The sequence below is a fragment of the Actinacidiphila oryziradicis genome (genome assembly GCF_005047355.1).
GTDB classification, from domain to species: domain Bacteria; phylum Actinomycetota; class Actinomycetes; order Streptomycetales; family Streptomycetaceae; genus Actinacidiphila; species Actinacidiphila oryziradicis.
Genome location: NZ_SUMC01000049.1, coordinates 1 through 24460 on the forward strand (window position 1 = coordinate 1; position 24460 = coordinate 24460).

The 24460-nt window shown below is 68.0% G+C and carries 24 protein-coding genes; 10 read left to right on the top strand and 14 right to left on the bottom strand.

The annotated features are described in order from the left end of the window. Window positions 1-263 precede the first annotated feature (263 nt). A complete protein-coding gene (locus FCI23_RS34910) occupies window positions 264-935 on the bottom strand; it encodes a hypothetical protein (RefSeq protein WP_136728186.1) in 672 nt (223 codons plus the stop codon). A 157-nt stretch (window positions 936-1092) separates the two neighbouring features. Here FCI23_RS34910 and FCI23_RS34915 point away from each other — a divergent pair, with 157 nt between their 5' ends. Then, a complete protein-coding gene (locus tag FCI23_RS34915) occupies window positions 1093-1263 on the top strand; it encodes a hypothetical protein (protein WP_211265578.1) in 171 nt (56 codons plus the stop codon). A 267-nt stretch (window positions 1264-1530) separates the two neighbouring features. Here FCI23_RS34915 and FCI23_RS56975 read toward each other — a convergent pair whose 3' ends face one another. From FCI23_RS56975 to FCI23_RS34950, 7 genes are read right to left on the bottom strand one after another with little or no spacing between them, the layout of a single operon-like run. Further along, entirely contained in the window at window positions 1531-1701 is a 171-nt protein-coding gene (locus FCI23_RS56975; protein ID WP_169317073.1) for a hypothetical protein, read from the bottom strand. Continuing rightward, a complete protein-coding gene (locus FCI23_RS34925) occupies window positions 1698-2645 on the bottom strand; it encodes an NAD(P)-dependent oxidoreductase (protein WP_136728187.1) in 948 nt (315 codons plus the stop codon). Before FCI23_RS34925 ends, FCI23_RS56975 begins: the two co-directional genes overlap by 4 nt. Window positions 2646-2649: 4 nt before the next feature. Continuing rightward, on the bottom strand, window positions 2650-3405 hold the full coding sequence (locus FCI23_RS34930) for an ABC transporter ATP-binding protein (RefSeq protein WP_136728188.1): 756 nt from the start codon (window positions 3403-3405) through the stop codon (window positions 2650-2652). Window positions 3406-3411: 6 nt separating this feature from the next. After that, window positions 3412-4149, bottom strand: a complete 738-nt coding sequence (locus tag FCI23_RS34935; protein ID WP_136728189.1) for an ABC transporter ATP-binding protein — start codon at window positions 4147-4149, stop codon at window positions 3412-3414. Then, a complete protein-coding gene (locus FCI23_RS34940; protein ID WP_136728190.1) occupies window positions 4146-5183 on the bottom strand; it encodes a branched-chain amino acid ABC transporter permease in 1038 nt (345 codons plus the stop codon). Before FCI23_RS34940 ends, FCI23_RS34935 begins: the two co-directional genes overlap by 4 nt. Continuing rightward, the gene (locus tag FCI23_RS34945; protein WP_136728191.1) at window positions 5180-6058 is read right to left on the bottom strand and encodes a branched-chain amino acid ABC transporter permease; all 879 of its coding nucleotides are present in this window, start codon (window positions 6056-6058) and stop codon (window positions 5180-5182) included. Before FCI23_RS34945 ends, FCI23_RS34940 begins: the two co-directional genes overlap by 4 nt. Before the next feature lie 3 nt (window positions 6059-6061). Continuing rightward, window positions 6062-7294 carry an amino acid ABC transporter substrate-binding protein gene (locus FCI23_RS34950; RefSeq protein WP_169317074.1) on the bottom strand — a complete coding sequence of 411 codons (1233 nt, stop codon included), beginning with the start codon at window positions 7292-7294 and terminating at the stop codon, window positions 6062-6064. A gap of 160 nt (window positions 7295-7454) precedes the next feature. On the opposite strand from FCI23_RS34950, the gene FCI23_RS34955 reads away from it, so the two are divergent. After that, window positions 7455-8459 (top strand): LacI family DNA-binding transcriptional regulator, encoded by a 1005-nt coding sequence (locus FCI23_RS34955; protein WP_136728193.1) that lies wholly within the window; start codon window positions 7455-7457, stop codon window positions 8457-8459. A gap of 45 nt (window positions 8460-8504) precedes the next feature. On the opposite strand, the gene FCI23_RS34960 is transcribed toward FCI23_RS34955, so the two are convergent. Beyond that, window positions 8505-9098, bottom strand: coding sequence for a TetR/AcrR family transcriptional regulator (locus FCI23_RS34960; protein WP_136728194.1), 594 nt, complete (start codon window positions 9096-9098; stop codon window positions 8505-8507). Beyond that, window positions 9098-9376, bottom strand: a complete 279-nt coding sequence (locus FCI23_RS34965) for an SDR family NAD(P)-dependent oxidoreductase (protein ID WP_136728195.1) — start codon at window positions 9374-9376, stop codon at window positions 9098-9100. Before FCI23_RS34965 ends, FCI23_RS34960 begins: the two co-directional genes overlap by 1 nt. Before the next feature lie 324 nt (window positions 9377-9700). Here FCI23_RS34965 and FCI23_RS34970 point away from each other — a divergent pair, with 324 nt between their 5' ends. Beyond that, a complete protein-coding gene (locus FCI23_RS34970; RefSeq protein ID WP_136728233.1) occupies window positions 9701-12109 on the top strand; it encodes a SpoIIE family protein phosphatase in 2409 nt (802 codons plus the stop codon). A gap of 87 nt (window positions 12110-12196) precedes the next feature. Here FCI23_RS34970 and fmdA read toward each other — a convergent pair whose 3' ends face one another. The 3 genes from fmdA to FCI23_RS64045 all read right to left on the bottom strand — a co-directional run bounded on the left by fmdA (window position 12197) and on the right by FCI23_RS64045 (window position 14615). Next, complete coding sequence (gene fmdA, locus FCI23_RS34975; RefSeq protein WP_136728196.1) at window positions 12197-13444, bottom strand: formamidase; 1248 nt, start codon at window positions 13442-13444, stop codon at window positions 12197-12199. 153 nt (window positions 13445-13597) lie between these two features. Further along, window positions 13598-14248 (bottom strand): AmiS/UreI family transporter, encoded by a 651-nt coding sequence (locus tag FCI23_RS34980; RefSeq protein WP_136728197.1) that lies wholly within the window; start codon window positions 14246-14248, stop codon window positions 13598-13600. Between the two features lie 85 nt (window positions 14249-14333). Next, entirely contained in the window at window positions 14334-14615 is a 282-nt protein-coding gene (locus FCI23_RS64045; RefSeq protein WP_136728198.1) for an FmdB family zinc ribbon protein, read from the bottom strand. A gap of 335 nt (window positions 14616-14950) precedes the next feature. Between FCI23_RS64045 and FCI23_RS34990 the strand changes: the two genes are divergently transcribed. The 4 genes from FCI23_RS34990 (at window position 14951) to FCI23_RS60535 (ending at window position 18022) form a co-directional block, all read left to right on the top strand. Then, window positions 14951-16123 (top strand): NAD-dependent formate dehydrogenase, encoded by a 1173-nt coding sequence (locus FCI23_RS34990; protein WP_136728199.1) that lies wholly within the window; start codon window positions 14951-14953, stop codon window positions 16121-16123. 268 nt (window positions 16124-16391) lie between these two features. Further along, the gene (locus tag FCI23_RS34995; protein ID WP_246144360.1) at window positions 16392-16820 is read left to right on the top strand and encodes a hypothetical protein; all 429 of its coding nucleotides are present in this window, start codon (window positions 16392-16394) and stop codon (window positions 16818-16820) included. 265 nt (window positions 16821-17085) lie between these two features. Next, window positions 17086-17439, top strand: a complete 354-nt coding sequence (locus FCI23_RS35000; protein WP_246144361.1) for a ricin-type beta-trefoil lectin domain protein — start codon at window positions 17086-17088, stop codon at window positions 17437-17439. 85 nt (window positions 17440-17524) lie between these two features. Then, on the top strand, window positions 17525-18022 hold the full coding sequence (locus tag FCI23_RS60535; protein WP_246144363.1) for a hypothetical protein: 498 nt from the start codon (window positions 17525-17527) through the stop codon (window positions 18020-18022). Window positions 18023-18063: 41 nt separating this feature from the next. Here FCI23_RS60535 and FCI23_RS35010 read toward each other — a convergent pair whose 3' ends face one another. Further along, window positions 18064-20706 (bottom strand): beta propeller repeat protein, encoded by a 2643-nt coding sequence (locus tag FCI23_RS35010; RefSeq protein WP_136728201.1) that lies wholly within the window; start codon window positions 20704-20706, stop codon window positions 18064-18066. A 186-nt stretch (window positions 20707-20892) separates the two neighbouring features. Here FCI23_RS35010 and FCI23_RS35015 point away from each other — a divergent pair, with 186 nt between their 5' ends. The 3 genes from FCI23_RS35015 (at window position 20893) to FCI23_RS35025 (ending at window position 24443) form a co-directional block, all read left to right on the top strand. Next, window positions 20893-21282 (top strand): substrate-binding domain-containing protein, encoded by a 390-nt coding sequence (locus tag FCI23_RS35015; protein ID WP_407646070.1) that lies wholly within the window; start codon window positions 20893-20895, stop codon window positions 21280-21282. A 798-nt stretch (window positions 21283-22080) separates the two neighbouring features. Continuing rightward, complete coding sequence (locus FCI23_RS35020; protein ID WP_136728203.1) at window positions 22081-23145, top strand: phytanoyl-CoA dioxygenase family protein; 1065 nt, start codon at window positions 22081-22083, stop codon at window positions 23143-23145. Continuing rightward, window positions 23127-24443, top strand: coding sequence for a DUF6271 family protein (locus tag FCI23_RS35025; protein ID WP_136728204.1), 1317 nt, complete (start codon window positions 23127-23129; stop codon window positions 24441-24443). The genes FCI23_RS35020 and FCI23_RS35025 overlap by 19 nt, the downstream gene beginning before the upstream one ends. Window positions 24444-24460: the final 17 nt, after the last annotated feature.

Below are 24460 nucleotides of genomic sequence, written 5' to 3' on the forward strand. Positions count from 1 at the left end.
ACATCGACAACTGGAACACCGACGCCAAACCCTTCACCTGGACCGCGACCGCCGACGAGATCCTCGCCAAGGTCCGACTCGTCCAGACCAACATCAAGAAACTCGTCGACAACAACGCGAAGTGACATAAACAGGATCACGAGACACTAGAGCATTCCACGCATTCAAACTGCCCACCTCTGTGCCGGCCCAAGCAGGCCGCCGACCGGGTCCGCGACGACACGTGTACCTGGTCGGCGGAACATCCGCACGGCAACACTGCCTCACGGCCTGGTTTCCGTTCCCATCATGATGTGAGGGTCCTGGACCCCGGCGAGCCTTGCGAAGGCCAGGACATATTCCCTCGTGTTCATTTGGACCTGCCGCAGATCCCTGCGGCATTCATCCGCGCGTGGCCAAGCAGACTCGGTCAAGTCAGGCTCCGATTTCTCGAACTCGCGCAAAATCGGATGCCACTTGGACAGAAAGGGTCGTAGCTCTCGGTTCAGGAGGGTCACTGCCAAGCTTTCGACGGTGAAGCCGTTTTTACTAGTTGACGGGCGACTGGATTTCAGGATTTCGCGGGTGGTCGCGAACAGCCCGTAGAGAGAAGTCAGTGCTTCCCGGAGCAGGCCTTCATTGTCATCCAACTGCTGAGTCGAAGTTCTGGTGACCGATTCCACGAATAACTGCCATGCAACTCGCTGAGCATCATTGTTGACCACGAACGTGAGCTCACTCAGTTGGGGCACGGTGATCCGCACCTCGGTCAACCTTGCCGTTCGCCCGTAGACGTCCATGCCGAGCGCTACGACCACACCTAGTACTGCCCCGCCTATGGCGAAGACGTAACTGCTGTTGATTTGTCTCAGCCCATACAGGGCGATACCTGCTCCGCAACCGGCCAGCGCCGAGACGACAACACGGACTGCACGTCCGCCAAATACTGCGATCACGGTCGCTCCGCTCCTTCGAGGTGCGCTCAGTCTGCCACCGTGTGCCTGATCAGGTCGCCCTCGTGTCAGCACCGCGCGATCCCCTGAAAATGACGATGTTGAAACGGGGCTGTTCGTTCGGATTGGGCGGGCCCAGGGCCTGGTGCCGCGCTCGTCCGTGGACGCGTGGAAGCAGACCGACCGCCACCGCCACGAGCGCGAACTACAACGGGCACGTTCCCTGCTGTTCGTCGCCGCGACCCGGGCACCCGATGCCCTCACCATCTCCTGGAACGGAGAACCCAGCCGGTTCCTCCGCCCGCTGGGAGCGCGCCGCACCCTGAGGTGACCCAGCGGCGTCCTTTCTCTGCGCGGCTGGGGGACCGCAAAGCGGAGTTTCAGCAATCGATCCATTTCCGGCCTGCGTCGGCGACGGTCGAGCGGATCAGAAGGAGCCGCTGATTTCGCTCGCGGGCTGGGCGAAGGCCACTCGGCCATCCCCCTCCACGACTTCGCCTGTGATGGTGGAGGTGGTCCGCCAGGACACGTCCGTACCGTAGACCTCGGCCAGGCGCGCGGAGATCTCGCCGGTCGTCAGCCCCTTGGCGGCGACTAATCACGTCTCAGCATTGGTGTCGAAGACGAGCAGGGCGCCCAGCTCCGGGGCGTCCAGTGCCTGCCGGGCCCGCGGCAGCCGGTTGGAGCGCAGCCGGGACGAAGTAAACCCGCACGTCGAAGTCCACGCTGTGCGGCCGGGGGCCGGGGTGGGCTGGGGTGCGGCGGTCATGGGGAATTCCTCCCGGCCAGCCCGTCGTCGACTGGCGTGTCCTCCGGTTCGAGGGCGAGTCCCGCGGCGCGCGCCTCCTCCAGCAGCAGTGCGGCGAAGTCCACGCCGCCGTGCCCGGCGCCGACCGCCGCCTGGACCAGCTGGTGGACGGCGGCGGCGACCGGCATCGGGACTTCGGCGCCGCGGGCGGCTGCGAGACCGAGGTCGAGGTCCTTGCGCAGCATTGTCGTGGTGAAGGTCGGGGTGAAGTCGAGGTGCACCAGCGCGGGCGCCTTGTAGCGGGTGAAAGGGGAACCCATCACGGAGGAGTTGAGGAACTCCAGGAACGCCGCCCGGGACACCCCGTACTTCTCCGCGAGCACGGTGATTTCGGCCAGCGACTGCGCCACCACCCCGAGGAACACGTTGTGGGCGAGCTTGACCAGCCGCGCCGCCTCCCCGTCGCCGACGTAGGTGACCGAGCTGCCCAGCGTCTTGAGCAGTGGCTCGACGCGGCGGTAGACGTCCTCGGGCCCGGAGAGGGCCAGGCTCGCCCGCCCTGCCGCGACCACCTTGGGGTTGCCGCTGATGGGTGCGGCGAGCAGGGCGGTGCCGAGCTTCGCGGCGGCGGCCCGTACGGTGGCGGACACCTCGGCGTCGACGGTGGAGCAGTCCACGATGACGCCCGGCGAGGGAGGACCGGCCAGCAGTCCGTGCTCGCCTAGGGTGACCTCGGCGAAGTCGTCGGAGGCCGCCACCATGGTGAAGACGACATCGCATCCGGCGAGGTCCCGGACCGAGTCGACGACCACCGCGCCACGGGCGGCCAGCGGCTCGGCCTTGGCGCGGGTGCGGTTGTAGACGGCCAGGGGGGTTCCCGCGTCCAGCAGCCGGGCCGCGAGTACGAAGCCCATCCTGCCAGTGCCGATCCAGCCCGTCCGTGGTGCCTGGCTTTCGCTTGCCATCCGTTCAGACCTCTTCTTTCCGTGTTCCGCCGCCCGCGCCCAGGTACAGGCGCGCGACCCTGGGGTCGGCGAGCAGGGACACGCCGCTGCCGGTCAGCCGTACGCGCCCTGACTCCATGATCGCGCCGCGGTCCGAGACCGCCAGTCCTGACCTGGCGTTCTGCTCGACCAGCAGGATCGTCCGGCCGCCGTCGGCCAGGGACCGCACGGTCTCGAAGACGGCGTGCCGGGCCCGGGGTTCCAGGCCGATGGACGGCTCGTCGAGCAGCATCAGCGCGGGGTCGAGCATCAGGGCGCGGGCCAGTTCCACCTGCTTCTGCTCGCCGCCGGACAGCGACCCGGCCGCGTCGCCACGGCGGGCCGCGACGATCGGGAAGCGCTCCGCGATCACGTCCGCCCGCCTTCGTACGTCGGCCCGGCCACCGCGGCTACCGGGCAGTATGTGGCCGCCCATCAGCAGGTTGTCCCATACGCTCATGGCCGGGAAGAGGCTGCGCTCCTGCGGTACGTGCGCGATGCCGCGCAGCAGCCGCTCGCGGGGCGAGAGCGCGTCGACCGGTTCACCGCGCAGCAGCACCCGGCCGCCGCCCGGCCGCAGCAGGCCGCTGACGGTGCGCAGCACCGTGGACTTGCCGGCCCCGTTGGGCCCGATCAGGCATACCACCTCTCCTTCCGACACGGCCAGGTCCACGCCGTGCAGTACGTCGCCGAGTCCGTACCCGGCGGTGACGTTGTCCAGGACGAGCAGCTGACCGGCCATCGCGCGTCACCCTCCGAGGTAGGCGTCGAGGACGCGCGGTTCGGACTGCACAACGGAGGGCGGCCCCTCGGCGATGACGGTGCCGCCATCGAGCACGATCACCGGGTCGCACAGCCGCATCACCAGGTTCATGTCGTGCTCCACGAGGAGGAAAGCGGTCCCGGAGGCGTGGCGCTCGCGTACATGCCGTTCGATCGTGGCGATCATCGTCGGGTTGACCCCGGCCGTCGGCTCGTCCAGCAGCACCAGTGCCGGGTCACTCATCAGCAGCGCCGCGAATTCCAGCAGCTTGCGCTGGCCGTAGGACAGTTCACCGGCGGGTGTGTCGCGGTGCCGGGCGAGGGCGAATTCCTCCAGCAGCGCCTCGCCGCGCGCGGCGTCCCGGGCGCCGAGCCGCCGTCCGGCCAGCGCACGCCATCCGTGCCCGGCGGCGATCACCAGGTTCTCCAGCACCGTGAGCCCGTCGAAGGCCCGGGGCTGCTGGAAGGTACGGGACAGGCCGCGCCGGTACAGCCGCGCGGGGTCGGGCCGGGTCACGGCACGGCCGTCGAACACGATCTGACCGGCGTCCGCGGCCAGATAGCCGGTGATGAGGTTGAAGACGGTGGTCTTGCCCGAACCGTTCGGGCCGATGAGCGCGGTGACCGTCCCGCGCCGGACGGTGAAGGAGCAGTCGTCGACGGCGGTGACCCCGCCGAAGCGCTTGGTGAGGCGGCGGACTTCGAGCAGCGGTGCGGTGGTCATGTCCGTACCCCCGCCGTCCGCCGTCGCCGCCAGTCGGTCCAGGTGGGCAGCGCGCCGCGCGGCATGAGCAGCATGATGACGACGAACAGCGCCGCGTACGCGATGAGATAGAGCTGGCTGGCGCCGAACCGGTAGGCCAGGTACTGCTGCGTGGGCGCCACGACGAACGCCCCCAGTACCGGCCCCCACAAGGTGCCGCGCCCGCCGAGGAAGACCATCAGCACCATTCCGATCGACAGCAGCGGATCAATGGCGAACTGCGGGTAGATGAATGACAGGTAGTACGCCCACACTCCCCCGGCCATCGCCGTGACCGCCACCGACACGGCGAACGCCGTCAGCTTCGCCGCGGTGACCGGCACGCCCACACCGCGTGCCTTGTCCTCGTCGGCACGTACCGCCACCAGCGCGAGTCCGAGCCTGCTGCGGAGCACGGCGTACGAGAGTGCCAGCGCGGCCGCGAACAGCACCAGCATGGCGTAGTAGAAGGGCCGCTCGAAGGTGTCCGGGGCGAAGGGTGCGACGGGCATGGCCAGTCCCTGGGCGCCGCCGGTGAGCCCGCGCAGGTTGAAGGCGAGGGTCTGCACGACGAACAGCAGGGTGATGGTGACGATGGCGAAGACGTCCGCACGGGTGCGCATCGCGATCCAGGCGACCGGGACCGCCAAGGCGGCCGCCACCAGGCCCACCAGTGGCAGCGTCCAGAACGGGCCGTAGCCGGAGCCGGCGCTGCGGTGTGTCCACCAGATCGCCTCCGTGTACGCGCCGATGCCGAAGAAGGCGGCGTGGCCGAGGGAGGGGTAGCCCGCGTAGCCGCCGACCAGGTTCCAGGCGCTGGCCAGCGCCGCGTACATGAGAGTGAACAGCCCGATGTTGACCATCCAGGGCGCGGACACCACGACCGGGAAGGCGACAAGTGCTGCGCCGCCTGCGGCGAGGGCCGCAATCAGGCCGGTCCGACGGCTGACGGGGGCACCTCCCAGCCGGAGTCCGGGGGAAATCCTCGGCCGGTCGCGGCGGTTGACGGCTGTCACAGCGCACCCCGCAGCCGGGAGCCGAACATGCCCTGGGGCCGCAGCAGAAGTACGACCAGCAGCACCACGAAGAAGCTGAAGTCGGACCAGACGGGCGAGACCAGCGAGCCGACCAGCGACGAGGCGACGCCCATCACGAGGGCCGCGACCACCGTGCCGCCAAGGCTGCCGAGCCCGCCGAGGATCACCACGGACAGCAGCCGCGAGATCAGGTCGTAGTGACTGTTGGGGTTGAACGAGTAGACCATCCCGTACACCGCGCCGGCGGCCGCCGCCGTCGCCGCGCCGAGTCCGAAGCCCAGCGCCGAGACGCGCGCGGTCTCGACCCCCAGCAGCCGCGCAGCCATCGGATTCTGCACGGTCGCGCGCACCGAGCGGCCGAAACGGGTCCGGGACAGCAGCAGCCACAGCCCGCCCAGCGTGGCGAGCGACAGCGCGAAGGCGGCCAGCCGCACCTCGCCGACCTGGTACCCGGCGATCCGCCAGGACCGGTCGACGTAACTGGGCCGGGTCGAGCGGTAGTCGGTGCGGTAGACCAGCGTGAGCACGCCCTCGATGCCCAGCGCGACGGCGAAGGTGACCAGCAGGGACAGCAGCGCGGCGTCCTCGCGGTGCAGCGGCCGCAGGAACAGCCACTGCACCGCCGTGCCCAGACCGAACATCAGCGGCGCGGTGATCAGGATGGAGAGGAACGGGTCGATGCCCCAGGAGGTGAACATGCTGTAGCTGAGAAAGGCGGCCAGGATCACCAGCGCGCCCTGCGCGAGGTTGACGACCTTCATCACACCGAAGATCAGCGTCTGGCCGCTGGCCATCAGCGCGTAGACGCCTCCGGTGAGAATGCCGAGGATGACTGCCTGAATCGTCGCGTGCATGGCTCAACCACCCCACGGCAGCGCGGTGGTCACAGGAGAGTGGCGCGCGGTGCCGGGCGGATAGACCGGCAGCATCGCCCCTCCGATCCACTGCACCAGGACGTACGAGGAGTTGGCCGCGCCGTCCGCGTTCCAGCTCAGATTCCCTTCGAGCGTCTGCCAAGTGCCCGAGTGCAGGGTGGAGATGAGGGTGGCGTTGTTGACCTTGCCGGTCTTTTCGGCCACCTCCTGGAGCAACTGGCCGCAGGAGAAGGCCTCGGCGGACGTGCTGTCGATCGTGCCGGCGGTGCCGCCGTACTTGGCGGTGTACGCGCTGAGGAAGGCGGGGTTGCCGTATGTGGTGGAGCTGGGGAACCAGTCGCCGGAGGAGAAGATCCCGTTGACGTTGGACGGGCCGACGTTGCCCGGGAAGTTGTGCGGGTCGTTCGCGCCGTTGGACAGATACAGCAGCTTGGGCGCCCACTTGAGCTGGACCATGGCCTTGACCATCCGGTAGGCGTCGTCGGCCTGCGTACCGCCCACCACCAGGTCGGGCTTCTTGTCCGCCATGGCGGAGACCACCGGCGACAGATCGGTGATCTCAGCCGGATAGATCTGCTTGTACACGGTCTTGATCCCGGCTGCCTCCAGCCGGCCGCGTACCTCGTCGGCGATCGGTGAGGCGAACGGGTCGTCCAGTGCCGGGTAGGCGGCCGTCTTCGGGCGCTGCGCGGCGGGCAGCGAGAGGATGTAGTCGGCGAAGACATCGCCCTGTTTGACGACCGGCGCGGGCTGTACGAAGAACAGGTTGTGCAGGTGCTGGTCGAACACCTTGGGGCCGCCACCGGCCGGTTCCAGGAAGGCGTAGCCGTATCGCTTGGCCACCTGGGACGCGGGGATGGTCAGGAGGCTGGAGAACGGGCCGAAGGTCAGGTCGACATGGTCCTTGGTGATCAGGTTCTGGTAGTTGGTGACCACCTGGGTGGGACTGGAGGTGTCGTCAACGATCTTCAGCTGCACCTTGCGGCCGAGGATCCCGCCTTTGGCGTTCACGGTGTCGGCCCAGAGCTGGTAGCCGCGCTCCGCGTTCTTGCCCGGGTCGGAGAAGTCACCGGTCAGGGAAAGCGAGATGCCGATCTTCAGTGCCGCGTGGGAATTCCCGGATGTGGCGGGCTTGGACGAACTGCAAGCGGCGAGAACCAGCCCGGCGGCCGTGACCGCCGCGGCGGCGGCTCGGCCGTTACGCAGGTGACGCACGTGACGCATAGTCAGATACCCTTCCTGGCAGATGCGGTGGGTCTCCGGTGCGATCGATTGCAGTGGAGTGTCCTGCCGCCCGTCGGCACTGTCAACGAGGGAAGGGCAAAGCGACCGCAATGGATTGCGGTGGGCAACGCCTCCGCCTAGCGTGACTGTCATGACCCACGACCGCGCTCCCACCCTCGATGATGTGGCGCGCGCCGCGGGCGTCCACAAGGCGACGGCATCGCGTGCACTCAATCCGGCCACCCGCGACCAGGTGAGGGCGGAGACCGCCCGCCGCATCACCGTCGCGGCCCGGCGCCTCGGTTACGTACCGAACACCATCGCGCGAGGCCTGCGCACCAGTCGTACCGCCGCCGTGGGCGTGCTGATCCCCGACCTGACCAACCCGCTCTTCCCGCCGATCGTGCGCGGCATCCAGGACCGGCTCGAACAGAACGGCTACACCGCACTGCTGGTCAATACGGACGGCGACGAGGCCCGCGAGCGCGCGGAGTTCGCCGCGCTGCGCAGCCGCCGCGTGGAGGGCTTCATCGTGGCGACCGCCCGCCGACGGCATCCGCTGCTCACCGAGGCGGTGCGGGAGCAGATCAGCTTTGTCACGGTCAACCGGAGCGTCGAACTCCCCGGTGTGCCGGCCGTCGTGGGCGACGATGCCGACGGTGTCACCCAGGCGGTGGCGCATCTGCGCTCGCTCGGCCACACCCGGATCGCCCACCTCGCCGGGCCACAGGACCTGTCCACCGGAGCGGTCCGGTTACGTGCTTTCCAGCACGCCGCCCCGTCGTCACCCGTCGTGGAGTGCGCCGCCTACACCGAGGCCGCGGGCCGTACGGCCGCCGGACACCTCTTCGAGCACTTCGCCGACACCACCGCGATCGTGGCGGGCAACGACCTGATCGCGCTCGGCGCCCTCGCGGTGATCTGCGCCCGGGGGCGTTCGTGCCCGCGCGATGTGTCGGTCGTCGGCTACAACGACATGCCCTTCGCGGACAGATTCCGTCCCCCGCTGACCACTGTCCATGTCCCGCACCATGAGATGGGCGCGCAGGGCGCGCAGCTCCTCCTCGAACGCCTCCGCGATCCCGGCTCGCCGGCCAGAACCGTCCTGCTGCCGGCCCGGCTGACCGTACGCGGCTCAACCGCTCCGGTCCGCTGACGTGGCCGGAAAGCCCGGTGGGCCGGTGGGTGACTGCCCGGTTGTTCAGGTGTGCGTGCCGCTGGTCACGATCTTCACCGCGGTTCGCATGCGTGTGCGGTAGGTCGTGGGTGTCGTGGCTGTGTGCGTGAGGCCCGTCGATGTGGCGTAGAGATGCTCGGCGAGGTCATGCGCCGAGATGCCGGCCTCCTTCCACCCAGTGGCGACACCGGTGCGGGTCAGGAGATCGGCGACGCTGTTCACGAGGTCCTGTTCCATCTCGTGCACGAGTCGTCCCCCGAGCGACGCTGCGGTCTCGAGGAGCTCGTTGATGCTCTGGCTCCCCGCGGTTCCGATGGCGTGGCCTTGGAACGCCTCGAACGCGCCGAGAAGTCGTTCCTCCAGGTCGAGGTCGTCGCGGTCGATCGCGGCGCGCGCGGCCGCCCGGATCTGCGACGCCAGACGCAGGAGGGCGGCGGTGAAGAGTGCTTCCTTGGTCTTGAAGTGCAGATAGAGGCCCTGGCGGGACAGGCCCGCCGCCCGGGCGAGGTCGTCCATCGACGTCTTCTTGTACCCGTAGCGGAGGAAGACTCCCGTCGCGGCGTCGGTGATCGCCTCACGTCGCTCCGACGTTGCTTCCTTTGCTTCCGTGCCCATCATCAGGCCGCCTTGCTGAGGCGCGGAGTGAACGCGAAGGTGACCCCGGTGAGCTTCTCGCTCTCTTCCCAGAGCCGCTTTGCCACCGCGGTGTCCTTCGCGCGCTTGGAGATCCCGGCGGGGCCGGGAGGACCGTTCATCTCGAAGAGGCGCGCCGGCCCCCAGTAGCTGCCGCTGCCCGCGGAAAGGTCGGTTGCCGCGCGGAGTGTGGGGAGGGCGCCTGCTCGGACCGCGGTGCGGCCGGTCTGGTCGGGGATGCCGTCCAACGTCCAGCTCGTCATGGTCGGCTCCTTCATATGCACACTTGTCGAATGAGACGAACTTGACGCAGTAGGCACATGTTGTCAATGAAGCCTAGGGCCGGAGGATTGCCGCACCGGATCATCCGGATCCGCATGCTATCGACGCATCACCCGATATATCTACACATCATGCTATCTTCGGAACGATGATCTCTAAGCGCGCGCTGCTGGCCGATGGGCTGGACCGCATGGCCGACGCGACCGACACGACGCCAGCTCCTCGGCACGCACCTCGCAGGCGGGACGGCCGCGGTGGATGACCCTGGGGGCGTGGTGCTCGACGCTGTGCAGGGGCCGGTGGGGATGACCGGCGCGGTGATAGCGGTGGTCGACGCGGAAGGGACTGTGGTCGGGTGGTCGCAGGCCGCCCAGCGGCTTGTCGGCTACTCGGCCGCGGAGGTGGTGGGCCGGCCGGCCGCTGCCATGCTGCCCTCCGCCCAGGATGCGGCGAAGGCAGCGGCGTTCGCGCAGCGGTGCCGAGACCAGGGGCGCTGGTCAGGCCTGGTGGCACTGCGCCACCGCGACGGCCGCAGGCTCGAGGTGAGCCTGCGGGTCGCCCCGTTGTCCGGGCTGGACGGGAGGGCGCAGTGGCTGGTCTCGGCGACCGGCATGGCCGCGGTCGCCTCGTGGGCGGTGAACGGATCGGGGCTGGAGTCGCTGCTCACCCGCGCACCGATCGGGATCATCGTCCGTGACCTGGAGCTGCGCTGCACCTGGGTGAACGAGACCCTGGAGATGCAGGACGGCATCTCCCGCGAACAGCGGCTGGGGCGCCGGCTGACGGAGACACTGCCGGGCCCCGAGGCCGAAGCGGCCGAGGAGGTGATGCGGCAAGTACTGAAAAGCGGCACTTCGGTGGTCGACCACGACTTCCGGGCACGGCTGCCGTTGGACCGGCACCGGGAACGCGCTTTCTCGGTCTCCTTCTTCCGCCTCGAGGACGCGGACGGCCATGTGCTGGGCGTGTGCGCCATGTGGGTGGACGTCACCGGCAGAGAGCGGGCGCGGGAGCGCCTGGCGATCATCAGCGAGGCCAGCACCCGTATCGGCAGCACCCTGGACGTCATGCGGACCGGGCAGGAGCTGGCCGATCTCGCGGTGCCCCTCCTGGCCGACTTCGCCACCGTCGACCTGGCGGAATCGGTCCCGCTGGGCGAGGAGCCCCTGGCCCGGCTGGGGCCGATGGGCCGGCACACCCCCGTCTTCCGCCGCGCGGGCCTGGCATCGATCCACCAGGGCGCCCCGGAGGCCGTGTGCGCACGCGGGGAGGCGGTCTTCGTCCCGCCGACCTCGCCCTACACCAGCGTCCTGTCCTCCGGGAAGTCCCACCTGGAACCGGTCATAGACACCTCCCCCGGCACCTGGCTCGACCAGGACCCGGCACGGGCGCAGAAGATCCGGGAGACCGGGCTCCGCTCCTGGATGATCGTGCCGATCCACGCGCGCGGCACCGTGCTGGGCATAGCGGTCTTCGCCCGTACGGATAACCCGGTGCCGTTCGAGCAGGACGACCTGCTTCTGGCGGAGGAACTCGTCACCCGCGCCGCGCTGAGCCTGGACAACGCCAACCGGTACACCCGCGAACGCACCGCGGCCCTCGCCCTCCAGCGCAACCTGCTGCCCCAGCATCTGACGGGCGGGTCCGCGGTCGAGGTGGCCTCGCGCTACCTGCCGGCCGACATCCACCACGGCGCCGGCGGCGACTGGTTCGATGTGATCCCGCTGTCCGGGGCCCGGGTGGCGCTGGTCGTCGGCGACGTGGTCGGGCACGGCATCAACGCCGCGGCCACCATGGGCAGGCTCCGCACCGCCGTGCACACCCTCGCCGACATGGACCTGCCCCCCGACGAACTCCTGGCCCACCTCGACGACCTGGCCATCCGCCTCATCGAGGAGGACGCCGACGCGAAGGACAAGGAGGGCATCGCCGCCGCGGTCCTGGGTGTCACCTGCCTGTACGCCGTCTACGACCCCGTCACCCGGCGCTGCACGATGGCACGCGCCGGCCACCCCCCGCCCGCCATCGTCGACCCGCACGGCCACGTCACCTTCCCCGACCTCCCCGCCGGAACCCCTCTCGGCCTCGGACTGGTCCCCTTCGAGGCCGTGGAACTGGAACTACCCGAAGGCAGCACACTCGCCCTCTACACCGACGGCCTCGTCGAAACCCGCGACCAGGACATCGACGCCGGCATGCACCGCCTGAGCACCCTCCTCGCCCACCCCCGCCTCCCCCTGGAAGACCTCTGCGCGACCGTCGTCGACACACTGCCCACCCCGGCACCCTCCGACGACGTCACCCTCCTCCTCGCCCGCACCCGCACCCTCAGCCCGGACCAGGTCGTCTCCTGGGACCTGCCCACCGACCCCGCCGTCGTCAGCAGCGCCCGCTCCCTGGCCGTCCGCCAACTCACCCACTGGGGACTGCAGGACCTGGCCGTCACCACCGAACTGATCGTCAGCGAACTCGTCACCAACGCCATCCGCCACGGCACCGGCCCCATCCGCCTGCGCCTGATCCGCCACCAGGTCCTGACCTGCGAAGTCTCCGACACCAGCAGCAGCCTCCCCCGCCTGCGCCATGCCCGCACCACCGACGAGGGCGGCCGCGGCCTCTTCCTCATCGCCCAGCTCTCCCACCGACGGGGTACCCGCTACACACCGGACGGCAAAATCGTATGGGCCGAACAGGAACTGCCACCCGCGAACTGAGCAGGGGGCCAGGACCGGGTGGCGGGGCAGAAGCCGTCCCGGCGCCGCTGCCGGTCCCGGGACGGGCCATGCCGGTATCACGTCCGGTCAGCTGCTCACCGCGCACTTCCCGCGGTCGGCGGACTTGGGTCCGGCGGCGGTGGGACGGACGTCGAAGTCGAACACGGTGGTGGGGAGGTAGAGCGAGCAGCAGGCGTTGGGGATGTCCACGATCCCGCTGATGCGGCCCTCGACGGGGCAGGCTCCGAGCAGCAGATACGCCTGCTCGCCGCTGTAGCCGAACCTCTTGAGGTACTCGACGGCGTTGAGACACGCGCGGCGGTAGGCCAGCGTCGCGTCGAGGTAGTAGTTGGTGTCCGTGTCGTGGTCGACGGAGATCCCGATGAAGGTCAGGAACTCCGCGTACCTCGGCTCGACGTTGCCCGGCATGAACACGGGGTTGGTGGAGACGCCGTACTTCTCCATGCCGCCTTTGATGAGGTCGACGTGGAAGTCGATGAAGCCGCCCATCTCGATGGCGCCGCAGAAGGTGATCTCTCCGTCGCCCTGGCTGAAGTGCAGGTCGCCGCCGGAGAGCTTGGCATCCTTGACGAGTACGGGGACGAATACCCGCGAGCCCCGGGTGAAGTTCTTGATGTCCTGGTTGCCTCCGTTCTCACGGGCGGGCACCGTGCGGGCGCCATCGCGCGCGATCAGCTGCGCCGTGTCCCCGGTGGCCTTGCCGGCGAGCGCGTTGTCGGCCACCGGTGGGACGGCCAGTGGGGGAACCCGGTCCGGGTCGGTGTCGATCAGCGCCCGCTCACGGGCGTTCCACCGCTCCAGCAGTTCGGTGGACGGAGCGGTGCCGAAGAGCCCGGGGTGGGTGATTCCGGTAAAGCGGACCCCGGGCAGGTGCCGGGAGGTCGCCATCTGGCCGTGGAAGTCCCAGACCGCCTTGTACGCGTCAGGGAAGTAGTCGGTCAGGAAGCCTCCGCCGTTGGCCTTCGCGAAAATACCGGTGTAACCCCAGCCCTGGCCGGGTGCGCTGCCGGTCTGCTGCGGAACGGGGCCCAGATCGAGGATGTCCACGATCAGCAGGTCGCCGGGTTCCGCGCCCTCCACACCTATCGGCCCGCTGAGCATGTGGGGGACGGTGAGGTCTATGTCGCGTACGTCGTTGGCAGAGTCGTTGTTGCCGATCTGCGCGTCGGTCCAGTCGCGGCACTCGATGCGGAATTCGGCCCCCGGCCGCACCATGGCCACGGTCGGGACGTCCGGGTGCCACCGGTTGTGTCCCGGAACGGCCTGGTCGCGCATTGACTTGGTTTGGTCAACGGTGAAAAGAACTTCAGGCATGACAACTCCTGGATGATGATTCGGTCACGATGGTGGTCCACGGCAGGGGCGGACGCCTGGATCCTGGCGTGGGCGCCATGCCGGTGACTGGCGTCTCGTCCTGACAGGCACACCTCCGAACTCTCGACGGTGCTGCTTCCCGCGGCTGCTGGTCTAGTGCGCTCCGGCCGCCGTGGTGCCTCCGGCCCTCGATGCGCCGCGCGTCACCGAGCCGGGGGGCTTGGTGACCGGCCACAGCGCCGTGAACACCACCACGGCGAAGATGCCCAGCGCGATGCCGATCGCCTGGTTGTGCTCAGGCCTCCAGTAGCCGGAGAGCAGCAGCCCGGCGGGGATCACTCCGGTGACCCAGCCCTCGATGGCCGTGACCGAGCCCACATAGGTGGTGAGGGTCTCCATCTTGAGGCCGAGCAGCAGGAAGAACAGGAACCACAGGAACGACCAGTAGAGCCAGATGGCCCCGAACGCGTAGTCGTGGAGGAGCCGGAAATTGGCGTACGAGTACCCCAGCGCCGCGACCGCCACAAAGAGCGAGTAGTAGCCGACACCCGTGGTGTCCAGTCCCATGAGCAGGCCTATGCCTACATACAAGTAGGTGAAGCCGAACAAGTAGAGTCCGGAGGCCGTCAGAATCTTGTGCGGGTCGCCTCCGGAAGTGAAGATGAGATAGGTCGGCGTCAGTACCTGTAGTGCTCCTATGAAGAGGTTGAACACCGCGGCGGACCGCGCGTCGACCTTCCCCAGAAGCATGATTCCGTTGAGGAAGAGCACCGCACCGACGAAGAGCAGTCCTACATTTGCCACGCGCACGCACCTCCTGGGTCCGCGTGCGGGATAACCGGCACCGGCAACACCGGCGCCGTACCCCGCCCCATACTTGCCGCCGCTTTTACGGCCGGGGCAGCCGGGAGAGCGAGGGGTGCGGAGAGCGCCGCGGTGCCCGTGCTCGCGTGGGTACCTCGGAGACCACGGCAGGGGCCTCACGGGACTGTTCCTGCCGGTCGTGGAGGGAGGCCACGGCCTCCGGGGTCGCCCTCAGGCCCGGAGCGGAGAAAACCCGCCTCGCGGCGCCCGCACAGACGGGGCACCCGTACGAAACGGGCGCGGTGCCGATCGCCAGCCGCACCTCAAAAGGTCCGCAACGGCTGCAAGAGTATTCATAGGTCGCCATTCAAGCCCGCCTCCGGATGCCGGTGCACGGCTCGTCAACCTGGACTTTCGCGGCGTGCCCGGTAACCGCACGCCGTTATAACTTTCTTCTCTTTCAGGAGACGCCTGGAGAATCCCGATGTCAAGCTCAGGACGACCGTTCGGGCCCGCTGCCCGCAAAGTCCGGACGACGGGGGCGAATTGAGTAGGCCGGCCTTTTCGGAGCGCCCCGACCGATGATTGCGCGTCGAACGCACAGTCGACTAAAATTCGAAGAGCCCAGGCGCACGGGCACGTGTCCCGGCGGAAAGGCCGGACCGGACAGTCCGGCTGCCCCAGCGACGGAGGCAAGGAGCCATGGCAAAGATCCTTCTGGTGCTCTATCCCGACCCGGCGGACGGTTACCCTCCCGAATACGCCCGCGACGAGATTCCCGCCATCACCGCCTACCCCGGGGGACAGACCACGCCCACCCCGGAAGCCATCGATTTCACCCCCGGCCAGTTGCTCGGCAGCGTGTCCGGCGAACTAGGACTGCGCCGCTTCCTTGAGGACCGGGGCCACACCCTCGTCGTCACCAGCGACAAGGAAGGACCGGACTCGGTCCTCGACCGCGAGCTTCGCGACGCCGATGTGGTGATCTCCCAGCCGTTCTGGCCCGCCTATCTGACCCCCGAGCGGATCTCCCGGGCGACCCGGCTCAAGCTGGCGATCACCGCCGGGATCGGCTCGGACCATGTCGATCTGCCGAGCGCCATCGCCCATGGCATCACGGTCGCGGAGATCACCTTCAGCAACAGCATCAGCGTGGCGGAGCACGCCGTGATGCAGATCCTCGCCCTCGTCCGGAACTACCTGCCCGCGCACGAGTGGGTGGCCACCAAGGGCGGATGGAACATCGCCGACAGCGTCTCGCGCGCCTACGACCTCGAAGGCATGCAGGTCGGCGTCCTCGGTTCGGGCCGAATCGGCCAGGCGCTGCTGCGCCGCCTCAAGCCGTTCGACGTGAAGCTGCACTACTACGACCCGCACCGGCTGTCGCCGGAGGTCGAGAGGGAACTGGGGGTGACCTGGCATCCCGACGTACGCTCCCTGGCCTCCTCGGTCGACGTGCTGTCGATCCACGCCCCGCTGCATCCGCAGACCGAGAATCTCTTCGACGACGAGTTGATCGGGGCCATGAAGCGCGGTTCGTACATCGTCAACACCGCCCGCGCGCTCATCGTGGACCGCGACGCCGTGGTCCGCGCCCTGAACAGCGGCCGGCTCGCCGGGTACGCGGGCGACGTCTGGTACCCGCAGCCGCCACCGGCCGACCACCCCTGGCGCACCATGCCCCACGAGGCGATGACGCCGCATGTGTCCGGCACATCCCTCTCCGCGCAGGCCCGCTACGCCGCCGGCACCCGGGAGATCCTGGAGTGCTGGCTCGACGGGCACCCCATCCGCCCGGAGTACCTGATCGTCGACGCCGGCAAGCTGGCCGGTACGGGAGCTCTCTCGTACACCGTCCCCGAGGCCGAAAGCTGACAGGAGCAGACAACTCACCCCCACCCATCCGGCCGGCACCCCTTTCCGGGGCCGGCCGGAGCACTGTGAGCCGATTCACTCGGTTTTCGGTGGACGGGTGCCGACGGCCGTTTTACCGTCCCTTGGAGATATCGATTTCACGAAATGCGGCGGCAAGCGCGCCCGTCTCCGTGTGTGCGGACAGTACGTACGGATGGTCAGTGCCGGTCGGCCGGGAAATGCGTTGCCCGAAAGTCAGGGGCGAGGCGAACACGGGAAAGGTGAACCAGTGAGCATCGACGCCGTCTGGGTCCGGGGCGTGACGGGAATTCAGCTACACCACGTGACAAACCTTCAGGATGCCGGAAGATTCCTGGGCAACGCCGCGATGGCATTGCGGGCCGCGCATGTACGGACCGGCGACGACCGGTACTCCGCCCTCGCCGCCCAACTGAAGGCCGTGGTCACCCACGCCCGGGAACTGGAGAACGAGGCCCGGGCGGACATGCACGAGCTCCACGCCACCGATCCTGAGCGGTTCGTCCGCTGCCGTGAGGGCGAGGAGCCGTGGCCCAGTGAGATCGCTGCGGGCTTCATCCCGCGCCACACCTGCCGGGACGAGTGCCTCTACCACGATCACGACGTCCTCGACGCCATCATGCAGTGCACCTGCGGCCGTCCCCCGTGCCGGGCCTGCGAGGTCGGCGGCAAGCCCTGAGCGCTTCGCCGTCGCCGGTTCACCGCCGCTCGCCGGCCCAGCCCGACGAGTGGGAGCCGCTCACCGACCGCCAGGCGTGTGAGGCTTCAGGACTGCGATCCGCCATCGGTCTTCCGTCAGCCTGGGCTTGAAGAACACCTTGGGCTGGATGGGGTAGCACAGGGCGACCAGGACGTCCCCCGGTCCGAGCACCACATCCCGGGGAAGGACGACCCGCCGCGCGCGCGTGCCACCTGGAACCTCAACTCGTGGCGCCCGGGGGCCAGTGCGCGGTGACGACGCGGGCTCCAGCACCTCCAACGGCAGCCACATCCAGCTCTACACCTGCAACGGCACTGACGCCCAGAACTGGACGGTCATCCCCGACGGCACCCTCCAGGCCTTCGGCAAGTGCATGGACGTAGTCCAGGGCGGCACCGCCAACGGCACCAAGGTGCAGCTCCACGTCTGCAACGGCACCGCATCCCAGCAGTGGCAGGCCAACTCCGCGGGCGAACTGGTCAATCCCCGGTCCGGCCTGTGCCTGGACGACCCGGGCGGCACCTCCACCGACAAAACCCAGCTACAGATCTACCACTGCGTCGGCGGCACCGCCCAGACCTGGACCCTCCCGCACTGACGCCCCTCTCCGGGATCCGCGCGCGGTTCCCGGAGCGCGAGGCATGCTGGTATCCACACGCACGGATCGGTCGGGAGGTGCTGGGATGCGGTGCTGGGCCGGGTGGTGGGTCGCCGCCGGGGTTGCCCTACTGGCGGCGTGCAGCGGGTCGGCAGGCGGCGCCGCGGGAGGCCCCTCCGGGAGCCGCTCGTCGGGCCCGTCGCCGAGCCCGTCCGCCCCGGCCACCGGGTCATCGGCGGCGGGGAGCTGCGCCGCCGGGCACACGGAGGTCACCGTCGTCCCCGGGGACGCGGCCGAACGGCCGCTGTGCGCACGGCCCGGGGCCGTGGTGACCCTCATCCTGCGGCCCCGTGCGGACGACCGGCGGTGGACGGCGGTCCACAGCTCCGCGCCCGTATTCGTGCTGGTGTCCGGATGGCAGGTCGGCGCGGACGGCACCGCCCGCGCCGACCTGAGGTGCGCCGCGACCCGGGCCGGCGCCGCCGAGGTCACTGTGCTGGCGAAGGCGCCGGACCTGGCGGGCCCGGCGCACACCGCCTTCACGCTCCACGTGAGCGTGGTCCCGTACGCGAAGGAGGGGTGACCCCGGTACGGGGCCACCCCTCCCTCATCCGCGCGTGGGCGTCACCTCAAACCGCGGACGCCGATCGTGTAGATCCCACGGCCGTGGGTGGCCGCGTACAGCGTGCTGCCGTTCGGGCTGAGCTTCAGCTGGAGCACAGCGACCGCCGGGAGCCGGCCGATGCGCTTCCAGCTCGTACGGCCCGGCGCACGGTAGACCACGCCGAGGTCGGTGGCGACAGCGAGGCCGCCGTTCGGCAGGACGACCGCGGAGTCGGCCGGCACATCGGGCAGGTTCGCCGAGATGTCGGTCCAGGTGGTGCCTCCGTCCTTGGACTCGAAGACATGCCCGACACCCGCGCCCGGCCCCTCGGTCCACAGCCGGGAGAAGCCGTTGACCGTGAGGTACACGTGGTTGGCGTTCGACGGGTCGATGGCGAAGCCGCTGAGGTAGCGGTTGGGCACTGTACCGGTGGCCGGGAGGGTGATGTCGTGCCAACCAGTGCCGTCCGCGTTGCCGACGGCGATGCCGCGCGTGAAGCCCTGGTTGTTGCAGGGGCCGCACCAGGCGGCGTACACCTTGCCGCCCGACGAGGCGACGGCGGTAGCGGTGTGCCCGGCACCGAGGTCGTACACGCTGGTCCACTCGTCACTGCTGCGGATGGCGTAGCCGTGAGTCTGCACCCACACATGACGGCCGCCCGCGATCCAGGTGGAGCTGTTCTTCTGGTCGGCGGCGAGCGGGGCGATGAAGCGGGCCTCGCCGGTGGCGTTGTCGGCCGGGGCGACACTGTACGAGGTGATCTTGCTGGCGTCATTGATCCAGGAACCGTCGTTGACGGCACAGTTCTGGGTCACCTGGACTGCGAGGTAGACATACTCCTCGGCGATGTTGCAGCCGTTGGCGGGGTCGGTGAGCGTATCGCCACCGTCACCGCCGAAGTTGGAGCCCATGACGGTGTCGTTGCTGCGCAGCACCGACTGGCCGTTGTCCTGGAGACCGCCGGTGACCGAGACGCCGCCGTACGTCAGGTCCTTGCCGACGCCCACCGAGTAGTACTGGAGGGTGTCGATGGTGCCGTCGTTGAGCGAGGTCCAGTCGGTGGCGTGGCCGGAGGAGTCCTGCGCGCCGTTGACCGGCCGCTTGTAGGCACCCCCGTCGTTGCCCACGTAGACGTAACTCTTGCCGTGGTAGCTGCCGATGGCCACCCCGTGCTGGTCGGAGTGGGTGGTCTGGCTGCAGTCGCCGGTCTGCTTGGTGGGGTCGATGCTCCAGCAGGAGAAGCCGAAGTTCCAGTACGGGCCTACGGTCGACCAGCTGCTGCCGCCGTCCTTGGTCTCGTAGACCTCTTCCAGGCCCGCGTAGACATGCTGGGCGTTGGCCGGATCGACGGTCAGGAACTGGTTGTACCAGGCCTGTACTCCCGGCATGTACCCGGAGCCGGTCAGCGCCGAGTTGTCGGCGGCGAGGCCCTTGTAGTCGGCGATCTTCGTCCAGGGGCCGGTCGGCGAGCCGGACTTGGAGACATAGATGCCTTCCAGGCCGCTGTCCGGGTTGGTGTTCAGCTGTTGCGGCGACTGGTCGATCGCGTAGTAGCGCGAGCCGTCGGCGGACCGGGCGAAGGTGACGTTGCCGACGTTGGCCGCGTCGGACGGCAGGTCGCCCAGGCCGCTGGTGATCCGCGTCCAGACGCCGTTCACCTTGGTGTAGAAGCCGTTGTAGGCGTCACCGCTGCGCCAGCCGACCGCGAGGACCACCTTGGAGGGGTCCTTCGGGTCGATCGCTATGTCATTGGCGATGTTCTTGTACGCGGCCGAGGGGTCGCTCGCCAGCGAACCACCGGGCAGGTAGTCGGGGTTGGGCGCGAACTCCTGCTTCCAGGCACCGCTGAGCGTCTTCGTGGAGTGGCTCCACACCCCCCTGCTGGTCGCCGCCCACACCTTGTCGCCGGCGAATCGCAGCTCATGGATGGTGGTGCTCTCCAGCTCGGTGCCGCCGACCCGGCTGCGTCCGGAGAACGTGCCGTGGTGCGGGTCGGACAGCACGTACACGCCGCTGCCGAGGTACGAGTCAGCGTTGGTCGTCGCCTCCCCGGTCCCCAGCCACAGCCGCCCGCCGCCATCGAGCGCGAGCGCGCCGGTGGACTGCGAGGACAGCCCGTCACTGATCGCCTGCCAGTGCCCGCCGCCGCTCCGGGACCGCCATACCCCGCCGCCCGCGCTGCCCGCGTACACATAGCCGTCGTTGTCGGCGGCCATCGCCGCCAGGCGGCCGGTGACGTAACCGGAGCCGCCGCTGGAGTTGGAGGCGTAGTCGCGGTAGCGCGAGTCGTCGGAGTTGTACGGCAGATTGGTGACGTTCTGCCAGCTGCCTTCGGTGCTTGGCAGGTTGGTGAGGGAACTCCAGGCCGCGCTGTACGCGCCCGGTGCGACGATGCCCGGCGAGGTACGGGCCTCGGCGTACTGGTCCGCGCCCTCGGCGATCTCGTCGGCCTCGTTGCCGTTGTCTGCGTCCTTCGCTGTCACCTTGGCGGTGACGCCGCCTGCCGACTGCGAGCGCTCGGCCGCGAGTTGCTTGAGCGTACGGACCCCGAAGGGACTGCTGTGCCGGCCGGGGGCGGCGCCTGCGGGTATGGCGACCAGAGTTGCGGATGCGGCGATGGCACAGACCGTGAACCATCGTCTCTTACGGGTTGGTGCTGACACCAGGTCCTCCCAAACGGACATTGAGACAGCCATCGGGGGAGACCCGATCACAGACAGGGGAGATCGTCCTCGGTTTGGCCAAAACTTTGTCCAGAACCTGCCACTGCCCATCCCGGGCGGCGGCCGGCTCGCCGCGCCCTCGCCGCACGACGACGCCGTATACGTCTGGCCACCGCTGGACGGCGAGTGCGTCGCCGTCGGCCTCTATGCCGAGGTACTGTCCTCCGTCATGGCTTGGGTGCCGGAGCAGCTGCCATGGCGGACCTGCTCGATCATCCCGGCGGACCGCCCGACGCGGTCTTCTGCTACAACGATCCGCTGGCCCTCGGCGCGATCCGCACCCTGCTCACCCGCGGCGTGCGGATCCCGGACGACGTGGCCGTCGTCGGTTTCGACGACATCGAAGCCGGCCGCTACAACACGCCCACCCTCACCACCATCTCGCCGGACAAGACGATGATCGCCCAGCTGGCCGTGAACCGGCTGTTCAGCCGGCTCGACGGGCGATCCCCCGGCGAGCCGGGAGAACTGTGGGCGCCCTACAGCCTCGAGATACGTGAGAGCACGGGCGGCTGACACCTCCCACGGGCGGCCGCTGTCCTGCCCATTGGCGGCCGCCGCAGCCGTCCCCGGCGCGGCGCCCCGTACCCGGACAGCGGGCGCGAGACCGACCGGGGCAAGGACATCGGCGCACCATACAGCCACCCCTTGCCGACGTCGACGAACGGCCGGCCGTAGCCATTCCCGAGTGCCGCGCAATACCGGCTGCCCGATCGGGCAGCGCGGCCGCCTGCCACCGGATCTCCCCAATGTGGGGGTTGACACCGGAGTATGGTCTAGACCAACCTTGGTTCAGCTTAGGCTTGTCCAATCCATCTTAGTGCAACGCATGTTCGGCGAGGTGAAGGTCCTGGCCTGGCTGCTTGCCGGATGAGCGAGCTGACTTGCCGACGCCGTGAGTCCACTGTGGGGGTCTACGACCTGTGATGGGCACCGAGTACAAGGAGGTAGGAATCCCACTTCCGTCTTCGCGGAGAGCCACACCATCCACGGGGCGACCGACTCGCGCGACAGTGCGCTCTTACTAAGTCTGCTTGCCGTGCGCCTGTTTACCCTCGTCGCTTGCGGATGAACCCCCGCACCGCATGGCAGCCTTACACGACTCTCATCCTCGGATGGCACATCTTCGAGGCATGAGCGGCAGTCACGATTGGACAGCCGAACCCATCCGCAGCCCGTGACTTACCGACAGCCGGCCGTGACCACACCCTCCGAGTCGGCCAGTCGATCCGCTTGGTCGGCGAACCGCGTCGATCCCGGTTGGCAACGGCGGTCGCGCTGAAGCCACAGCAAATTCGAGCCTGGAGTGATTACATGCCGACGTCCGACCGATATCTGCATCGAGCCCCTTCGGACATCCCATATTTCAGCTCAGACGGTGAGACGTATCTGGCGCAGACACCGCTGAGAGATCTCCAAAAGTCACGAAAGCTTCGAGTGCTCTCCGAAGAGGACTTCGACTTCTGGCAGACCTACGGCTATGTCATTGTAAAAGAGGCGGTTCCCACCTCTGTGGCGGAACGTCTGCTGGAGTTCACATGGGACTTCCAGGGACTCGATCCGGCCCGGCCGGACAGTTGGTACTCAGATCGGCTGTTCCGGTCGGATTTGGACCGAGAGCTCCACATCTATGGGTTCGTCGAGGCCTACCATCACCAGCTCATCTGGGACAACCGCCAGGCACAGCGAGTCTATGATGCCTTCGTCGACGTGTGGGACTGCGAAGAGCTGTGGGTGACCCTGGACCGGCTCAATCTGAACCCGCCCAACATCAAGAACCGCGATCGCGCGCTTATAGCGCCCACGGACAAGGGGTTCGACATCGAGCTCCACTGGGATGTCGACTCCACGCTCAGTGTGCCGCCACAAAGAGTCCAGGGGATCATCGCGCTGAACGATACAAAGCCAGAACAGGGCGGTTTCCAGTGCTCGCCCGAGTTGTTCCGTCAGTTCGACCGCTGGAAGGCCGTTCAGCCGTCGGACCGGGACCCTATCAGGCCCGAGGCCGACCGGGCGGAGTTTCCCGTGGTCCGACCGGAACTCAAGGCCGGCGACCTGCTGATCTGGAACGGTCTGCTTGCGCATGGGGTAGCGCGCAACACCTCGGAGAACGGTGTTCGAGCGGTCCAGTACCTCTCCATGATGCCCGCTCTGGAGTCACACCATGAGATGAGGCGATCCCGGGTCGACTCATGGCGCCATCTCAGCACACCGGACTGGAACCAGACGCTGGTCGGTGACGCGACGAAGCATGAATCCCTCAGGTACGGCACTCCCACGCTGAACGACCTTGGCGCAAAGCTGCTGGGGCTCGAATCCTGGAGTGGGCAAGAACTCGAACGGTCGACCGGAGAACTGGCATGCACAAAATCTGTCTGACCCTTCCCACGAACAGAGCATGCTCCGCAACGATATCGGCCATAAGTGAGGAGGCAGCTTACGCGGCCGAACACTTCGATGTCGAGGTCCACCTGTTGGTACTGGACTCTTCCGACGAGCATGCGTTTGCGGAGCACGCCAAAGTCGTCAGCGAGGCCTACAGGGCGCCGAACGTGGTCGTGCACCATCTGGGTGAAGCGGAGCAGCGGAATTTTCTGCGGCAAGTGATCCACCGGGCCGGCGTCGCCAAGCCCGATCTGATACTCGATCTCATGCTCCCGGACGACGTTTCCTACGGTGCCTGCACCAATCGCGCGTTCTTGATCGGTAGCGCGCTCGGATGTCAATCGGTGCACCGCAGGGATTCGGACAGCAGCTATCAGGTCCTGAATGGTGAACCCGTCTTTCCTATTCACCACGAACTCATGTCACTCGGGAAACGCGCGATCGACGCGGAAAATGGCGTGTCCGAGACCGCACTGGATCCGGCGCACGCACACAAACCAGTGGTGTTGGTGGGCAGCTCCTTTGTGGGTGAGCTGTCCGTGGACATAAGCGAGATCTATCAGCTCGACCGCGACATCTACTACGATGTCGTCAGCCTGTGGGCCCCTGGCGAGTGGTCGGACGAGGAGAAAAGGGACCTGGTCGACGAATCCTTCAGGGGAGCCGGCACCGAAACGTTCATCCGCGATCACTCGACCCTGACCATCGTCGACCCCATGCGGGTGGACATGTGCAACATCAGTTTCCATCAGGTACACGAGCGCGTGCCGCTGCCGCCTGCGACCAACACCATCGGCAGCGATTACTTCCTCATGCACCTGGTCTATGACGCCAAATTGCCTGGCGTCCTGCACAACCGCAACATCGTGAACTTCTACACCAATGAAAGAAGAACCGACTCTGGATTCATGGCCTACCAGATGCGGTTCACGAAGTTTTTCCTGTCGATGCTCTACTTTAATTTCATCTACGACAGGATGGCAGCAGCCGACGAGTCACTGCTCGACGATCAGAATCGCGTCCGTGCCTCCACGATCGTCGAATTCACCAGGGAAAGCACCTGGTTGGACAAGGAGGAGAACATACAGCGGCTGAACAGCCTCGACCGTTCCTACCGAAAGCTGGGGGGCAGATATGCCGAGTTCGCCGACCTCCTGGCGTCACGCAGTCGGCAACTGCTCGACGAAGCCCAGCAGGACATCGAGGACTTCGCGCTGCTGATCGAAGCATGGGAACCGCTGATACAGGCGAGCAGGGCAACGAGCGTCCACCAGCCGCAGCGGCACCGGTAGCCGGACCCAGAGTGTCG

What these genes read in the sequence shown, in the direction of transcription:
- FCI23_RS34930 (WP_136728188.1), bottom strand. Translation starts at nt 3,405, where the DNA reads ATGGCCGGTCAGCTGCTCGTCCTGGACAACGTCACCGCCGGGTACGGA.
- FCI23_RS34935 (WP_136728189.1), bottom strand. Translation starts at nt 4,149, where the DNA reads ATGACCACCGCACCGCTGCTCGAAGTCCGCCGCCTCACCAAGCGCTTC.
- FCI23_RS34955 (WP_136728193.1), top strand. Translation starts at nt 7,455, where the DNA reads ATGACCCACGACCGCGCTCCCACCCTCGATGATGTGGCGCGCGCCGCG.
- FCI23_RS35025 (WP_136728204.1), top strand. Translation starts at nt 23,127, where the DNA reads ATGCACAAAATCTGTCTGACCCTTCCCACGAACAGAGCATGCTCCGCA.
- FCI23_RS35020 (WP_136728203.1), top strand. Translation starts at nt 22,081, where the DNA reads ATGCCGACGTCCGACCGATATCTGCATCGAGCCCCTTCGGACATCCCA.
- FCI23_RS56975 (WP_169317073.1), bottom strand. Translation starts at nt 1,701, where the DNA reads ATGACCGCCGCACCCCAGCCCACCCCGGCCCCCGGCCGCACAGCGTGG.
- FCI23_RS64045 (WP_136728198.1), bottom strand. Translation starts at nt 14,615, where the DNA reads ATGGCGACCTATGAATACTCTTGCAGCCGTTGCGGACCTTTTGAGGTG.
- FCI23_RS34925 (WP_136728187.1), bottom strand. Translation starts at nt 2,645, where the DNA reads ATGGCAAGCGAAAGCCAGGCACCACGGACGGGCTGGATCGGCACTGGC.
- FCI23_RS34990 (WP_136728199.1), top strand. Translation starts at nt 14,951, where the DNA reads ATGGCAAAGATCCTTCTGGTGCTCTATCCCGACCCGGCGGACGGTTAC.
- FCI23_RS34965 (WP_136728195.1), bottom strand. Translation starts at nt 9,376, where the DNA reads ATGACGAGCTGGACGTTGGACGGCATCCCCGACCAGACCGGCCGCACC.
- fmdA (WP_136728196.1), bottom strand. Translation starts at nt 13,444, where the DNA reads ATGCCTGAAGTTCTTTTCACCGTTGACCAAACCAAGTCAATGCGCGAC.
- FCI23_RS34945 (WP_136728191.1), bottom strand. Translation starts at nt 6,058, where the DNA reads ATGCACGCGACGATTCAGGCAGTCATCCTCGGCATTCTCACCGGAGGC.
- FCI23_RS60535 (WP_246144363.1), top strand. Translation starts at nt 17,525, where the DNA reads ATGCGGTGCTGGGCCGGGTGGTGGGTCGCCGCCGGGGTTGCCCTACTG.
- FCI23_RS34970 (WP_136728233.1), top strand. Translation starts at nt 9,701, where the DNA reads ATGACCGGCGCGGTGATAGCGGTGGTCGACGCGGAAGGGACTGTGGTC.
- FCI23_RS34960 (WP_136728194.1), bottom strand. Translation starts at nt 9,098, where the DNA reads ATGATGGGCACGGAAGCAAAGGAAGCAACGTCGGAGCGACGTGAGGCG.